Raw genomic sequence first — 15,652 nt, 5'->3', positions numbered from 1 at the left:
AACTTACCCCTGCAAATTTATGCGAGCCTGTTCCTTTGGATATCCCTCGAATAAATTAACACTTCATTAAGGATATAGAGGTCCTCATACTTCAGATAGTATAAATTCTAGTCACTCAACCTGACGTGAAGCCCCAGTATTTAGGCTAGTCAAAGCCTACGCAGTTGAGTACTTGTGAGTATATTGCATATTTGGTGGCTCTGAGACGTGTTCCCGACAGCCTCCTTCGGCTCTCGAAGACGAATACGCTAGAAAATGAAGGATTTAAGCGGCTTGTCCATTCCTTTTAAAGACCGACCGCTTTTGGACCACGCTCGATGAAAATTATCTGCCCTCAATGTAATACTGCCTACGAGATTCCAACGGACAAAATTGGAGAGACTGGCCGCAAAGTAAAATGCGCCAGCTGCAATCATATCTGGCAGGTTACACCAGAGGTAGAGGACGATTGGGCCGCTGCACTCGATGCTGAGCCCGAAGTACACAACAATTCAACACCCGATGACGACCGCAAAGAGCCCTCGTTCTCCGAAAGCTTGGATGAAAACGATTGGGCTGGTCTCGGCGATAAAGCAGATCGTCACGAAGCATTTTCAGAAGACGACCTTGTAGGAAAACCCAAGGAAGAACCTTCAGATTCAAGCGGTTCTATGGGCAAGGACACCGGCACTCAGTCCAATGACAAGGCCGGCAACTCCTATGAGGCATCAGAAGAACCAACGGGTTCTGAAGAGGATAAACCCGACGATAAAAAGAAATCTGAAGGCACCTTTCAAAAGTCCAACCGAAGATCTAGAAAAAAAACCAAGTCATCCCGCAAATCAGGTGTTATAAGCGCGAAAGGCCTGCTGGGCGCAAGTCTTCTTGCTGCTTCACTCGCACTCTGTTTTTCAGCTGTGCACTACCGTGAATCAATCGTAAGAACCTTCCCCGATTTGGCTGGTCTTTACCAGTTGGCTGGTATGACCGTAAATCTGCGTGGTCTTGTATTTAAGGATCTGAGAACATTCCGTGAGGTGGACGACGGTTCCGTCGTGCTTGTTGTGGAAGGTTCTGTAGAAAATATTACAAGAAGCGAGACGTATATTCCGGCGATTAAGCTGGCGTTGCGCTCACTGGACACGCAAGAGATACACTCCTGGATTGTTGAGCCAAGAGAAGACTGGCTTGCACCAGGTGATAAAACCCGGTTCAGAGCTCGGCTAAACAATCCGCCAGAGCGAGCCGCCGACATTCAATTGCGCTTTGTTGAGCGCCAAAAGAAAAGAGCGAGCATTAGATGACCGGTAACCCGGAAATCCGCGTGCTGTTTGATGAAGAAGCAATCGCGGCACGCGTAAAAGCCGTCGCAGAAGCTATCTCACAGGACAAGCCTCACAATCTCCTCGTAGTAGCGGTCTTGAAAGGAAGCTTCATTTTTGCAGCTGACCTTGCCCGTGCTTTGCACAGAGCAGGTTCCGTTCCGGAAATGGAATTTTTACACCTTTCAAGTTATGGAAGTGGAACGGTGTCGTCAGGAGAGGTAAAAGTCCTCCGCGATATCGAAAGCGACGTGACCGGAAGAGACGTCATCTTGGTCGATGATATTCTTGAATCCGGCCGCACTCTGAAGTTTGCACGCGACATGATCGCCGCACGTGGAGCCAAGTCTGTCCGGATTGCTGCACTCCTGGACAAACCGAACCACAGAAAAGCCGATGTTAAATCGGATTATACGGGCTTTGATTGTCCGGATAAATTCGTCGTCGGCTACGGCATGGACATGGGGCATGCATGGAGACAGTTGCCATTCATCGGCTACGTGCCGCAGGAAGGTGACGACTAACTAGGGGGGCTATAATGGCTCACATACTTCTGACGGAAGACGATGATGCGGTCCGCGCCTTTGTAAAACGTGCATTGGAGCTGGACGGGCACAAAGTGACCGCCGTAGAAGATGGCGCCGAAGCCGCTCTTGTACTGCTGCAACAGCAGGGCAGGTTTGACCTTCTGCTCTCCGACATCAGAATGCCGGAGATGGATGGTATCGAACTTGCGATGCAAAGTAGCGCTCGCTATCCGGGCCTGCCAATCCTTTTGATGACCGGTTACGCAGACCAGCGTGAACGCTCTGAAGAAGTCGGTAAATGCGTGAAGGACGTTCTGACAAAACCATTTTCACTGGTGGAAGTCAGAAAAGCCGTCACCACTGCCTTGGCAGAAGAAGAAGGCTCTCAGCAAACCGCTTTTGCTTAAAGCCCTTCCCCAATAAAGTTTCAAGAAACGCGATCCCTCCTCCGAGCGGTCGCGTTTTGTTTTTTCAGTCTCAAGCGCCAAACCTAAATCCAACACGCTGTACAAAATCAGGGTTTCCTGATCTTCTATGCGCATATTTCATTGTTGGTTTTGAGTGAGCTTTCCCATGGAACAAGAGACTTCTGCCCTTCAACAAGCAATGATGCGCTTGGAAGACCCGGCAGCACCCCTTCCTCCTGTAGCAAAGTACTATGCAGCCAGCCGAATATATACAGCGGTAGAAAGCTGTTTCGCGCATTGGGAAAACATCCCGGAAACCAGCAACGCTGATCTCTACTTTCGCTATCTAGGTGCATTGGAAGACGTCGAAGATCGCCGTGGCTTCCTGCTCGCAACGCAAAGCTATCTGGCTCGCCTTAAGAACGCGCATACTCACTTCATTGATTTCACACTCTTACAAAACTCAGGCTTTGGGTTCTGGGCACGCCCGCTACCCGTATCAGCCTCAAAGCGCGCATGGACTGTTTGTGGCTCAACCCGCACAGACATCAAAGCCGGAGACGTCATTGAGCAGGTCAACAACCTTCCTGCTAATGAGTTCTTTGCGAGGTACATAAAGCTTGTCAGCGCCTCAAAGCCAGAAGCTGCAGAACGCAACCTGCTGCTATTCAATAGCTTTCTTTTGCCAAACCAACTCAACATCACTCTTCACGACGGGCAAAGCCTGCAGATCACCCGCGCAGGACACAAGCATCCACTTTCATGTCTCAAAGCATTTGAACTCGACACTTCGGGAAAGCATCCACGCCTGATCATCCGCAGCTTCTCAAAACCAGAGTACGAGGAACAAGCTCTCGCCTTCCTAAGCCAGATCGACAACCAGTCCCCACTCATCCTTGACTTACGTGGCAATGGCGGCGGCAACACACCCATGAAGCTCATGAAAAAACTCTGCCTGGAGCCGATCGCAATCTGGATGGAACGAACACCTCAGATCACCGGACTGGAGAAGGCTGAACAAGGCGTGGCTGCATGGCAAAACGGAGAACTCTCCGCACATCACACCCAGCCCAACGCTGAAACAACGCCCATGCATCTCCTCACAGACGGCGAGACCTTCCCAGCCAGTGCCACACCGTTTCGAGGAAAGCTGATTGTTCTGATTGATGTTGGCAGCGGCTCAGCAACCGAAGATCTCTTGATACCTCTAAAACATTCCGGACGCGCAACAATCGTTGGAGAAGCGTCCGCGGGCTCAACCGGACAACCCTATTTTGAGGCACCTCTGCCAAAAACACAGCTCACAATCTCAGCAAAGCGTACTGATTTTCCAGATGGGACAAGGTTCGAAGGAGTTGGGATACATCCGGATTATCCGGTTATGCCAACACCAGAAGACATCCGCCAAGGCAACGACCCCGCCCTCACACTTGCACAGCAACTGCTCAGACAAGCCGTGACCAGCTAAGCCAATCTCTAACGCCCTCATCCAGCTTCAGTTTCGCAGCCGGTGCCTGCGGACCTTTAATCAGCTGCCTTATCAGACGGGCGCTTTTCATAAAATTCCAGCGTGTGCAGGCTCATATCAGCATATTCAAAAAGCATGTTACGGGAGAACCCACGCCGGATCAGAACATAAAGCCCCTCAAGGATCATCACATAGAAGATCAGAAGCTTCTCAATGTCATCAGGGTCTTTAAGCTCACTCTTCAGATCCATGAACTTCAGGCGAAAATGCTTCACACCCTCCTGATAATACATCGCAAACTTCGCCAGCAGCTCCTCATCAAACAACGCCATATTGTCGAGCACACAAAACTTATCGCCGTGCTTGCTTTCACGATGACCGACACAGATATCGATGAACTCATATAGCACCGCTTCGATAGCCGAATGCAGATTGGAGTGCAGTGAAATGGTGCTTTTCAGCTCTGCAAAAATGCTGTTGAGCCACCACAGCAAAACCGCAGCGCAGAAGTCTTGCTTAGTCGTGAAATGCTCTTCCACATACGTCCGATGTGGTCCACAGGCCTCATAGAAGTCCTCCATGGAACAGGCTTGCAGCCCTTTAAGCACAAACACCCTGATGCAGTCATCCATCACCTCTTCGATGATGTGTGACAGAACTTCAGGTTTGTTTGGGTCTGTCTGGCTCATGGCGAAAGTATAGGAGCTAAAGCAGGCACGACAATGAAGGAGCCGCCAAATGGCAAAGAAAACTGGAAGGACCGACATCGCGATCAATCTAGTTTTCTAACTCTTCATTAAAGCATCCTGAAACCGCTGATCAGTAGCGCTTCATCAACCGTTCCAGATACTCCAGCTCAAGCTGCGGGCGGTCAGGATCGGAAAGCCGGCGGCGCAGCTCTTCCAGAATACGCCGCGCCCGCTGAACCTCAATCTCATCAGGCACTTTCACCTGACTGCCAAACTCCGGCCCCTCAACACGGCGCATACGGCCAAGCGGGTCCTCGTTCAGCGGAGAGTTGGTTGCTTGCCCTTGCCCACCAGCTTGACCAGCCAGTTGCTCTGCAAGCTGCTGAGCGCCTTTGCGCAAGGATTCCAGGGCCTGGCTCTGCTCAGACACAGCCTCATCCGCCTGCTGCGCACCAAGCGCATCACCAGCATCCTCCATGGAGTTACCAGCACTATCCAGATCCTTGCTCGGCTTGGCGCCGTTGTTTGCCATGCTGTCGAGCAGCTTCTGCAGGTCGTCAGAGAGATTGCGCTGCTGCTTCTGTAACTCGCGGAAGGCCTGCTGCGCCTCCTCATTGCTCATCTCACCACCCGGACCACGCTTATTCTGCTGGTCATTGCGCTGGCCGGGACGGCGCTGCTGGCTGTCCGGATCAAACTGGTGCGTTTCATCCATCAGGTTGCGCTGCTTCTGGATCATCTCGCCAAGGTCTTCCAGAGCCTGCAACATCTCTTGCTGTTGCTGGCTTGGCGCTTGCTGTTGTTGCTGCGCGTTCTGCATGTTCTCCAGCATCTGCTGCATCTGCGCCAACAGCTCACGCGCCGCCTCTAAAGAACCAGTTTTCGCCAGCTCTTCCATGCGACGCAGCATGTCATCCAGATCCCGAGGGGTAATCTGCTGAGAATTCTCATCCATCGGCATCTGACCAAGCTGCTGAGGGTTCTCGCGCATCTGCTGGGCCATGGATTTCAGGTAATCATCCAGTGCCTTACGCAGATCGCTCATCAGCTCAGCAATCTCTTGCTCTGATGCGCCCTGCTCCAACGCTCGCCGCAAAGCCTCCTGTGCCTCACGTAAAGCTCGCTCAGCGGCAGATAAGCCACCATCCTCAATCGTCAGCGCCACGTTCCACAACACGTCCAACATGTCTGTCAGCTGCTCATCCGTATTGGCTGCAACCAACTCGGCATAAGCAAAGCGCAACGGCAGGTAGGACCCGGCATCATCGATGAACCGCTCCGGCGCAATCATCAGCATATCCAGCGCATCCACCACCTGCGGATAGCTCTCAACGTTCATTGCCAGATTACGACGTTGCTCAACAACAGCCCGCGCCAACGGCTTATTAAAGCGGCGCTCTGGAAGCTTGATATAAACGGGCTGCGAGCGCCCCTCTTGCTCAGCCTCATCACGAGCCACAAGCACAAGAGCCACCTCAGAACCTGCCCATGGATGAGCCGTCAAATCCTGAAAGGTCTGCCCGACAGCCATCTTGGAATCTTTGGGCGGCAAGCTCAGGTTAAACCGTGGCGCCTCTACCAGAGATCGGCCTTGCTTCTCCTCATCTCCGCGCTGAACCTGCTCCATAATAGCCTCAGCAGAAACCACGCGGTAATCATCCTGCACCAGATAAGTCAGCTTGAGACTGCCGGAAAGCTGCTCTTCGGGATCATCAAACAAACGAATACGCGGCGGCAAGTCAGGGCGAATAGCAATCTTCCAGGAATATTTCGGAGAGTCATTTTGAAGGATCTGCAAGCGTCCGCTTGAGTTCAACGGAAACCGCCATTCGGTGGTTTTCAGCTCTGCAGAGCTTTCACCAACTCCCGGCTGAACACGTTCCGGTTCCAAAACTTCTTGTCCACGGCGCGAAAAATAAACAACGGAGAATTCACCAGTGCCCTGTGCCCGCACCAATACCTCACTGCCACTGGCAATCGAGAGCGCATCCCGGGAATCCCTCAGTTGATTGGCATCCCCGCTGAGGAAAACAGGAGCCTCACCCGTGTAAGCTGGCGGCGTCACCCACGCATCAATGCGCGCTGGCAACGCACTGCCAACACTCTGCACCCGAAAAGGAGCTAAAAGGCTGGACCACCGGTTCGCATCCGAAACGGAATACCCCACCACAAGCAACATAACGGCGAAAACACGCAGGGCATAAGGATCTTTGGCAAACCCACGCGGATTAACGCCCCCAACACGCAGGTTTTTAAGCCGCTCTCGTAATCGCTTTTGGTGTGCAGACCAAAGCGCAAGCGCCTCTTCGTCATCCATCCCGGTCGCCTGCTCATCTTTGTAAGAGAGCAAAGGTCGGTGCGGCAGATCACTGGCAAGCTCAACCTTGCGCAGCCCCTCCGCTTCATCAGGAAGCTTCAGGCGTAAAAGCGGGTAGCAACTCCAAATAAAAACAGCGAGAAACAGGATTGATCCCACCGCAGAGCCATAGAACCCAAGCAGCTGCCACAGCCCTAAAAAACTAACGGCAACATACAGGCAAGCCACGATAAGCGGCACCTGAATGGCAGGCCAAAACCGCTCCCAAAACAAATAAAGCTGCGCTTTAAAAGCCAGCCTTTTCAATCGATAGGATAATCTTTGAGAAAACAGGTACTGCCACAGGCCAAATAGCCCGGCCCCTTCGCCATAACGCGTCTTATGCTCTCGCAATTCACTTGCAGAAGCTATGGCATTCTTTAGGTTTTTATTGCCGCCATTCTCATTCTGATGGGTCACAAAGGCCTCGCTAATCGCCGCCTACTTTTTCTTTTGAGCATACGGCGATTAACGTAGATCAGCAATCTGGCAAACCTAAGGGGCTTTCAAACAGAGTTAAGCCTTTTCAACCCAGTTCGGCACAACGTCTTGATTTAGTAACTCATCGTAGCTCGGACGCTGACGGATGATCGCAAACTTGTCGCCATCAACCAACACTTCAGGCACCAGAAGACGCGTGTTGTAAGTGCCGGATTGGGTCGCGCCATAAGCACCAGCAGAGTAGACAGCCAGCAGGTCGCCTTCCTCAAACTTCGGCATTTCACGGTCGCGGGCCAAATAATCACCGGTTTCACAAACTGGCCCAACAATGTCCGCCATCATCTGCTCACCGTTCTGACGCTCTTCGCTCACCGCACCAATGTCATGGTGAGCTTCATAAAGAGTTGGGCGGATCAGATCGTTCATCGCAGCATCCACGATGACGAAGTTCTTCGCTTCACCTTCTTTACGGTAGATCGTTTCGGTAACGAGAATACCCGCATTTCCGGCAATCAAGCGGCCCGGTTCGGTAATCAGTGTCACGCCAAGGCGCTCAATGTGTTTACGAACAACCTTCGCATACTCAGTCGGCAGCGGCGCTTCAATTCCGCTTCCGTAAGGAATGCCAAGACCGCCACCCACATCAAGGTGGTCAATCTCAATGCCGTCTTCCTTCAGCATGCCAATCAGCACACCAAGGCGTTCCAAAGCATCATCAAAAGGCCCAAGCTCAGTAATCTGAGAGCCGATATGCATGTCCATACCGGTCACTTTCAGGCCCGGCAGCTGCGCAGCTTCGTTGTAAACAGCGCGCGCCCGGTCCCAGGCAATACCAAACTTGTTCGCAGCCAGACCGGTAGAGATCTTGGCATGGGTCTTCGCATCAACGTCCGGGTTGATGCGAAGAGAAATCGGCGCAACCTTACCCATCTCGGAAGCAACGGCAGAAAGCCGCTTCAGCTCAGGCTCGGATTCCACATTGAAGCACAGGATGCCAGCATCCAGCGCAAAACGCATTTCCTGACGGGTCTTGCCAACACCAGAAAACACAATCTTACTTGCAGGAATGCCCGCTTTCAGTGCACGGCGCAGTTCCCCTTCAGAAACAACATCCGCACCAGCGCCAAGTTTCGCCAACACCGTCAAAATAGCGATGTTGGAGTTCGCCTTCATTGCATAACAGGTCAGATGATCAATTCCATCAAACGCCCCGTCAAAAACCTTGAAGTGACGTTCAAATGTCGCGCGGGAATAGCAGTAAAATGGTGTTCCAACTTCCGCTGCAATTTCGCTCAGCGCAACATCTTCAGCGTGAAGCACGCCATCCTTAAACTCAAAGTAATGCAATGTAGGTCCTCTGCGCTGGCTCCGCCCCGGTGGGCTTAGCGAACCAGTCTAAAAATTGAAGTCGGGATCATCCTCATCCGCACCAATCAACGGATCCAGAAACAGACTTTCGTCCTTATCTCCAGGGATCTCTGGTACAGGAGCATCGTTCAGGGGTGGCGGTGCACCATCTGCAGTCGCCCGAGCTTGGCTTGGCGTTTCCAAACTGCCTTTACGCCCACAAGCGGAAACACTCAGACCGAGTGCAACAATTGTGAGGCCAATCAAAAGCTTGGAACTACGGCTTTTTGTAATGTCTTTCATGCCTTGCGAGCTCATGTTTTCTCTGCTCCAATCTGGATGATCTTACCAAACCAGAAATTCGACCTAAGGACTGACTCGGGCGAACCCGAGCCTACTCTCAGTTTTATTTCTGCACCGTAACAACGATGACTGCAAGATCATCCGAAGAACAGACTTACTTTTCCGTCTTCTGCTCACGCTCAAGCTGCTTAAGCCAACGGCGGGATTGCTTACGCACATTCACCGGGCTTGTGCCACCATAAGAGACACGGCTGCGAACAGATTTATCAACGGAAAGAACGCTGTAGACATCATCCGTGATCTTCGGTTCAACGCTCTGCATCTCTTCCAATGTCAGGCGATGCAGGTCTACACCTTTATCGACAGCCATCTTAACAAGTGCACCAGTCACATGGTGAGCATCACGGAATGGCATGCCAACCACACGCACACACCAGTCAGCCAGATCAGTCGCGGTAGAATAGCCGGAACCGGCAGCTTTCTTCAGCGTATTCACATTCGGCTCAAGGTCACGCATCATGCCGGTCATGGCTGCCAGAGCCAGAGACAGGTTCGGCAGAGCGTCAAACACCTGCTCTTTGTCTTCTTGCATGTCCTTGGAGTAGGTCAGCGGCAAACCCTTCATCATCACGAGAAGAGAGTTCAAAGCGCCATAAATACGGCCAGTCTTCGCACGGATCAGCTCAGCTGCATCCGGGTTCTTCTTCTGCGGCATGATGGAAGAACCGGTCGAAAACTTGTCGGAAAGCTTGATGAAGCCGAACTGGGCAGAACACCAGATCACAATCTCTTCTGCCAGACGAGACAAGTGCATCGCACAGATGGACGCATCCGCCAGCGCTTCAATGGCAAAGTCACGGTCAGAAACACCATCAAGAGAGTTTGCAGTCGGACGGTCAAACCCAAGTGAAGCCGCAGTCATCTCACGGTCAATCGGGAAAGATGTCCCAGCCAGTGCAGCACAGCCAAGAGGACTCTCATTCATACGCGCACGCGCATCCTGAAGACGGGAGCGGTCACGAGAGAACATCTCGACATAAGCCATCAGATGGTGACCGAAAGTCACCGGCTGCGCGGACTGAAGGTGTGTAAAGCCTGGCATCACAACCCCTGCATGCTCTTCTGCTTTTTCAGCAAGAGCCTGCATCAGGTCGGTCACCTGTGCCTCAAGATCGTCCAAAGAGTCGCGTACCCAAAGACGGAAATCTGTGGCAACTTGGTCGTTACGTGAACGAGCTGTGTGAAGACGGCCAGCGGTCGGGCCAATCAATTCAGCCAGACGCGCTTCGATATTCATGTGAATGTCTTCAAGCGCACGAGAGAAGGTAAAGGTGCCCTCTTCGATCTCTGACAGAATTGTGTCTAGACCCTGAGCTATCTTTTCGGCATCTTCTGCGCTAACGATGCCCTGTGCAGCCAACATGCTAACATGAGCCTTGGACCCGGCTATGTCTTGTCGGTAGAGCTTGCGATCAAAATCAATGGAAGCATTGATCTCTTCCATGATTGCATCTGGCCCTTCCGCAAAACGGCCCCCCCACATGCGGTTGCTCATGTCTAGCCTCATTATGATTTGGGTTTAATATGAAGAAACTGACAGTTACCGGAAAGTTCGGCCTCGGAAAAGGGCTTATTGCAGCATTAGCTGGATTTGTCGTCGTAGGCGGAGCCGTATGGGCGCTTAATCAGCAAAAAAGTGAGGATCCACAAGCCCTCGCCTGCTCTTCTTCAATGAATACCGCAAAAAATCTCAAGGGTTTGACCACAGGCGAAGTGGCCGCTTTCCTGCCTGCCGAGAAGCCTTTGAATCTCTCTGAGCTGAAATTTAATGATGCTGACGGCAACTTCATCACCATGGCAGACCTGAAAGGCACCAAGCTGCTCAACCTTTGGGCCACCTGGTGCGCTCCGTGCCGCAAAGAAATGCCGCATCTGGACAAACTGCAGCGTGAGGCAGGCAGCGAAGAGTTCAACGTCATCGCCGTCAACATGGACCGCGGCGAGAACAATCCAAAGCCACTGAAGTTCCTGAGCGATATCGGCGTGAAGGATCTGGCATACTTCTCAGACCACACCATGGACACCTTCAACAACCTGCGCACCAAAGGCAAAGCCCCAGGCCTGCCAAGCACAATCATGATTGGTGAAGACGGCTGCGAAATCGGCACCATGTTCGGCCCTGCCGACTGGGCAGCCCCAGAAGCCTTCGCACTGGTCAACGCCGCGCTGGCTGGACAGAAAAAGGTTCAGTGAATTGAAATTCACGTAGCGGCTACTTAGATACATCTCAAAATCCATTTATCAATTTGAGATATTTATTATGCGCTACGCTGGAAATGTAATCTGGTTTGTCCTTGGAGGCTGGTACCTGGCCCTGATGTGGCTTGTGTACGGCCTCCTGTTCGCACTCACAATCATTGGCCTCCCTTACACACGAGCAGCCTGGGAAATGGCCAAATTATCGGCATGGCCCTTTGGCAAGGACATTGTGCACATAAGAGATCTGGATAACAAAGGTGCAACGCCAACCACCGTCTTAACAGGGGTCCTGGGTTTCATCTTCAACATCCTATGGCTGCCGTTTGGCCTCTCGCTGTTCCTAGGCTATGTGATATCCGGCATTCTCACCTGCCTGACAATCATAGGCATTCCCTTTGGCCTTCAGTCCTTCAAACTCGCAGCAATTTCCTTCTGGCCCGTCGGACGCCGTGTTGTAACGACCCAAACAGCGGACTTGGCACGCCAATACAAAGCCAGAGAAACCCTAAACAGCTACAGATATTAGAGAAACCGGCACAGCGTGCCCTAACTCACATTGGTCGTATCAGTCGCGCACACCCGCAACCGATGCCCGTCAGGATCGGTCGCAACAAACGTGTAGCCAAAGTCCAGATCAGTGGGCTCCAGAACGATCGGAATGCCCTTCTCTTTCCAGAGACTGTAAACCTGATCAACCTCTTCCCGGCTCACATCACTCAGTGACAGTTCAAAGCCGCCAAAGGACGGTTGAGGTTTCGGGTCAATCCCCTGCGCAGACTGCAAGCCAAGTGTGACGTCGTCTCCCAAAGAAAACAGCGAAAATTCCCGAAACCTCTCAATCGGACTGCTTTGCAGAACATCAGTATAAAACTTGGTGCTTTTCTCCACGTCTTCGACATAGAGAATAACGCTATTGGGCTTAAACATGCTCACACCCCGTCATCTTAAAAATCAAAGAAACAAACAGATTGCTACAGACAAAGTATAGCTCTTGCACCAAGCAATATCTTTGATCTTACCCCTTACCCGGCACAGGACGCTCCCTCATCCGCATCAGGCCTTCCTGAACAGCGGAAGCCACCAACACACCATCCCGCGTGTAAAGGCTGCCACGACTGAAACCACGGCCACCCGCTGAACGCGGGCTGTCCTGCGTGTAAAGCAACCACTCATCAAAGCGGAAATCGCTGTGGAACCACATGGCGTGGTCCAGACTTGCCACCTGCAGATTTGGCACAAACACGTTGATGCCATGCGGGAATAGCGCCGTATCCAAAAGCGTCATGTCAGAGGCATAAGCCAGCACGCACTGGTGAATACGCGGATCATCCGGCAGCCTTGAAGCCGCCCGCACCCACACATGCTGCACCGGCTCTTGCTTCTTGCGAGAGAAATATTGCCCCAAATCCAATGGACGCAACTCAATCGGACGCTCCCGCTTCCAGTACTTCTGCACGGGCTCCGGTGCCTTTGAGATCAGCTCATCGGAGATTTCAGAGATCGGCATCAAATCTTCCGGCATCGGCACATCCGGCATCTCAATCTGATGCTCCATACCACTTTCAACACGTTGGTAAGAGGCGGACATAGAGAAGATTGCATGACCATGCTGGATCGCCACAACACGCCGTGTTGTAAAGCTGCCACCATCACGAATACGGTCAACCTCATAGATGATTGGCACCTTCGGATCGCCCGGACGCAGAAAATACCCATGCAGCGAATTGACCTGACGTTCTGCGCCAACCGTTCGGGAGGCAGCAACAAGGGCCTGACCAATCACCTGTCCACCAAAAACACGCTGCCACCCGCTTTGTGGGCTTGTGCCACGAAACAGATTTTCCTCTATTTTCTCCAGATCCAAAAGGTCCAGCAGATTTTCAACAGCCTTCGTCATTACAGACAAACCTATTTTTGTAGTGATTTCGATTGCATGTGAGTAGTGTGGCGCTATATCGGTAGTGTCAACGGTTAATTGGGCTAACCGAGCGATTACAGGGAAGAGTTCTATGAGCAAGAAACAGACCGCCACCGAAGACCTTTATGACGTCACCATTGGCGGCGGCGGGTATGTTGGGCTGTCGCTTGCGCTCGCTTTGAAGCAATCAGAACCGTCCATGAAAATCGCGCTTGTAGACCTGCGCCCACGCTCAGCCATCGAGAACGATCCGCGTTCCTCGGCCATCGCGGCAGGTGCCGTGCGCATGCTCGATCAACTCGGCATCTGGTACAAGCTTGAAGATGAATCCCAGCCGATCACCGAAATGATCGTCACAGACAGCAAGCTGCACGACAGCGTACGCCCAATCTTCCTGACATTTGCAGGCGATGTTGATGACGGTGAACCATTTGCCCACATGGTTCAGAACAATCATATGGTCGGCGCATTGCATGATGCAGCCACCGATGCAGGCGTTCACATCTTCGCACCCGACAGTGTCAAAGACTTTGCAGTTGAGCCAGCCCACGTCAACATCACACTCGGCAGCGGCAAAACCATCCAGTCACGCTTGATCGTGGCAGCTGATGGCGTGCGCTCCAAACTCCGCGATCTCGCAGGCATCCAATGCAATCGCTGGAGCTACAATCAGAGCGGCATCGTCACCACAATCGCACATGAACGCCCACACAATGGCCGCGCAGAAGAGCACTTCCTGCCCTCCGGTCCGTTCGCGATCCTGCCACTGAAAGGCAATCGCTCATCCATCGTCTGGACTGAAAAGACAGCAGAAGCCAATCGCTTGGTCAATGGCGATGAGTTCACCTTTGAAATCGAACTGGAACGCCGCTTCGGTCATCATCTGGGCGAGCTCAAACTGGACGGACCCCGCGCTGCGTTTCCTCTGAACCTCGTGCTGGCGCGCTCTTTCGTCTCCAACCGTTTCGCACTAGCAGGCGATGCTGCCCACGGTATCCACCCAATTGCCGGCCAGGGCCTCAACTTCGGCTTCAAGGACGTTGCTGCCCTCTCAGAGGTGCTTGTAGACGCCCACCGTCTCGGCCTCGATATCGGTGCAGCACACATTCTGGAGCGCTACCAGAGCTGGCGCCGTTTCGATACATGGCAGATGGGCATGACCACCGACGTGCTGAACCGCCTGTTCTCCAACAACATCGACCCGGTCCGTGCAGTTCGCGACCTCGGCCTCGGTCTTGTTGAGCGCATGCCGTTCCTGAAAAAACACTTCATCGGCGAAGCAGCAGGCCTGGCCGGCCCTTCCCCAAAACTTCTCCTCGGCAATCCGCTTTAACTCAGATTTAGGCCGCATACGTGAAAGACAAACGCTCCATCCTCATCACCGGATGTTCCACCGGCATTGGTTACTCTGCTGCACACATTTTGAGAGAAAGAGGATGGCAGGTCTTTCCCACCTGTCGCAAGCCAGAGGATGCAGAACGCCTGCGCTCAGAAGGCTTTGACGCCTTTCATTTAGATTATTGCGAAACCGAATCTATTCAGGCCGCCGTTGAGTCAGTTCTGGCAATCACAGGCGGACGCCTTGATGCGCTCTTCAACAACGGCGCTTACGGCCTCCCCGGCGCCATCGAAGACCTTCCCACGGATGCCTTGCGCCGTCAGTTCGAAACCAACTTCTTCGGCTGGCACGAACTCACCCGCCTTGTCATTCCGGTGATGCGCAACCAAGGCCATGGCCGCATCGTGCAATGCTCTTCCATTCTCGGCCTCGTCGCCATGGACTACCGCGGCGCCTACAACGCCACCAAGTTCGCACTGGAAGGCTACACCGACACCCTGCGGCTGGAATTGCATGGCTCAGGCATACAGGTGAGCTTAATCGAACCGGGTCCGATTCAATCCGAGTTCTCCAAAACAGCTGTCAAAATGTTCTATGAGGAAATCGGCGAGGAGACCAAGAACGCCTCCCACTTCCGCGAAAGCTACAACCGCCGTCTCTCCATGCTCGCCAAAGGCGGCACCACAAAATTCAAACTCCCACCTGACGCAGTCGTCCAAAAACTCACCCACGCCATTGAAGCCCCCAAGGCCAAGGCACGTTATTACGTAACCGTTCCAACCCACATCATGGGCACTCTGCGGCGCATCCTGCCAACCTCAATGATCGATATGATCCTGAGAAGGTCTGCAAAGTCGGAAGAGTAAGAGAACGAGACCCCTCGGTTTTCTTCAAAGCAAACTCCCAGTGCCCCGTATTGCGCGCACTTTGGATTTATGCCCCCAGCAAAAGAGATTCCCCATGGCACTATTTCATCCTGACAACTGCACAATGAGTGAGCGACATAAGCAAATTTATGCGTATTGCGAACTCGCTTATACTGCTGTTGATTTCTCTGCAGCAGCCTTGTTCGTCGTTGGCAGCATTCTCTTTTTTAAAGAGGCAACCACCTATTTAGGAACATGGCTATTTCTGGTTGGATCAATTTTATTCGGACTCCGCCCAACAATTAAGCTCTTTCGGGAAATTGCATATATCCGCCTTGGAAAATATGAGGGCCTGCCTGAAGGCACTGAGAATAATACGGGTTGGCTAAACCCCGATATGAAGTGAACCTAACCAACACGTTCGCCAACGA

General features: G+C 52.6%; 16 protein-coding genes. 9 read left to right on the top strand and 7 right to left on the bottom strand.

The genetic code is table 11. The features are described from left to right. Positions 1-317: 317 nt before the first annotated feature. The 4 genes from PsAD5_RS04700 (at position 318) to PsAD5_RS04685 (ending at position 3,703) form a co-directional block, all read left to right on the top strand. Positions 318-1,283 (top strand): zinc-ribbon domain-containing protein, encoded by a 966-nt coding sequence (locus tag PsAD5_RS04700; protein WP_063291254.1) that lies wholly within the window; start codon positions 318-320, stop codon positions 1,281-1,283. Continuing rightward, positions 1,280-1,825: a hypoxanthine phosphoribosyltransferase gene (hpt, locus tag PsAD5_RS04695; protein ID WP_063291253.1), complete on the top strand. Its 546-nt coding sequence runs from the start codon at positions 1,280-1,282 to the stop codon at positions 1,823-1,825. Before PsAD5_RS04700 ends, hpt begins: the two co-directional genes overlap by 4 nt. Before the next feature lie 14 nt (positions 1,826-1,839). Beyond that, positions 1,840-2,235 carry a response regulator gene (locus PsAD5_RS04690; RefSeq protein WP_063286186.1) on the top strand — a complete coding sequence of 132 codons (396 nt, stop codon included), beginning with the start codon at positions 1,840-1,842 and terminating at the stop codon, positions 2,233-2,235. Between the two features lie 166 nt (positions 2,236-2,401). Then, positions 2,402-3,703: a S41 family peptidase gene (locus PsAD5_RS04685; protein WP_063291252.1), complete on the top strand. Its 1,302-nt coding sequence runs from the start codon at positions 2,402-2,404 to the stop codon at positions 3,701-3,703. A gap of 56 nt (positions 3,704-3,759) precedes the next feature. Here PsAD5_RS04685 and PsAD5_RS04680 read toward each other — a convergent pair whose 3' ends face one another. The 5 genes from PsAD5_RS04680 to argH all read right to left on the bottom strand — a co-directional run bounded on the left by PsAD5_RS04680 (position 3,760) and on the right by argH (position 10,394). Then, positions 3,760-4,392 carry a TetR/AcrR family transcriptional regulator gene (locus PsAD5_RS04680; RefSeq protein WP_063291301.1) on the bottom strand — a complete coding sequence of 211 codons (633 nt, stop codon included), beginning with the start codon at positions 4,390-4,392 and terminating at the stop codon, positions 3,760-3,762. 130 nt (positions 4,393-4,522) lie between these two features. Then, entirely contained in the window at positions 4,523-7,168 is a 2,646-nt protein-coding gene (locus tag PsAD5_RS04675) for a TIGR02302 family protein (RefSeq protein WP_063291251.1), read from the bottom strand. A gap of 96 nt (positions 7,169-7,264) precedes the next feature. Further along, a complete protein-coding gene (gene lysA / locus PsAD5_RS04670) occupies positions 7,265-8,536 on the bottom strand; it encodes a diaminopimelate decarboxylase (RefSeq protein WP_063291250.1) in 1,272 nt (423 codons plus the stop codon). Positions 8,537-8,584: 48 nt separating this feature from the next. Then, the gene (gene lptM / locus PsAD5_RS04665; RefSeq protein WP_057464646.1) at positions 8,585-8,854 is read right to left on the bottom strand and encodes an LPS translocon maturation chaperone LptM; all 270 of its coding nucleotides are present in this window, start codon (positions 8,852-8,854) and stop codon (positions 8,585-8,587) included. Between the two features lie 139 nt (positions 8,855-8,993). Next, positions 8,994-10,394 carry an argininosuccinate lyase gene (argH, locus tag PsAD5_RS04660; protein ID WP_063291249.1) on the bottom strand — a complete coding sequence of 467 codons (1,401 nt, stop codon included), beginning with the start codon at positions 10,392-10,394 and terminating at the stop codon, positions 8,994-8,996. Positions 10,395-10,423: 29 nt separating this feature from the next. Here argH and tlpA point away from each other — a divergent pair, with 29 nt between their 5' ends. After that, on the top strand, positions 10,424-11,092 hold the full coding sequence (gene tlpA, locus PsAD5_RS04655) for a thiol:disulfide interchange protein TlpA (protein WP_057464644.1): 669 nt from the start codon (positions 10,424-10,426) through the stop codon (positions 11,090-11,092). Between the two features lie 67 nt (positions 11,093-11,159). Beyond that, entirely contained in the window at positions 11,160-11,624 is a 465-nt protein-coding gene (locus tag PsAD5_RS04650; protein ID WP_057464643.1) for a YccF family protein, read from the top strand. A gap of 20 nt (positions 11,625-11,644) precedes the next feature. Here PsAD5_RS04650 and PsAD5_RS04645 read toward each other — a convergent pair whose 3' ends face one another. Both PsAD5_RS04645 and tesB read right to left on the bottom strand, forming a co-directional pair. Then, entirely contained in the window at positions 11,645-12,025 is a 381-nt protein-coding gene (locus tag PsAD5_RS04645) for a VOC family protein (RefSeq protein ID WP_063291248.1), read from the bottom strand. Between the two features lie 88 nt (positions 12,026-12,113). Beyond that, positions 12,114-12,995: an acyl-CoA thioesterase II gene (gene tesB, locus PsAD5_RS04640; RefSeq protein ID WP_063291247.1), complete on the bottom strand. Its 882-nt coding sequence runs from the start codon at positions 12,993-12,995 to the stop codon at positions 12,114-12,116. Positions 12,996-13,107: 112 nt separating this feature from the next. Between tesB and PsAD5_RS04635 the strand changes: the two genes are divergently transcribed. The 3 genes from PsAD5_RS04635 to PsAD5_RS04625 all read left to right on the top strand — a co-directional run bounded on the left by PsAD5_RS04635 (position 13,108) and on the right by PsAD5_RS04625 (position 15,627). Further along, a complete protein-coding gene (locus PsAD5_RS04635) occupies positions 13,108-14,349 on the top strand; it encodes a ubiquinone biosynthesis hydroxylase (protein WP_063286194.1) in 1,242 nt (413 codons plus the stop codon). A 20-nt stretch (positions 14,350-14,369) separates the two neighbouring features. Next, entirely contained in the window at positions 14,370-15,221 is an 852-nt protein-coding gene (locus tag PsAD5_RS04630; RefSeq protein WP_063291246.1) for an SDR family oxidoreductase, read from the top strand. A 94-nt stretch (positions 15,222-15,315) separates the two neighbouring features. Then, positions 15,316-15,627: a YrhK family protein gene (locus PsAD5_RS04625; protein ID WP_063291245.1), complete on the top strand. Its 312-nt coding sequence runs from the start codon at positions 15,316-15,318 to the stop codon at positions 15,625-15,627. The last annotated feature ends 25 nt before the right edge of the window (positions 15,628-15,652 follow it).

This window comes from Pseudovibrio sp. Ad5 (assembly GCF_001623095.1).
Classification (GTDB): Bacteria; Pseudomonadota; Alphaproteobacteria; order Rhizobiales; family Stappiaceae; genus Pseudovibrio.
Note: the sequence above shows the minus strand (reverse complement) of the source record. Positions and strands in the feature narration are given on the sequence as shown.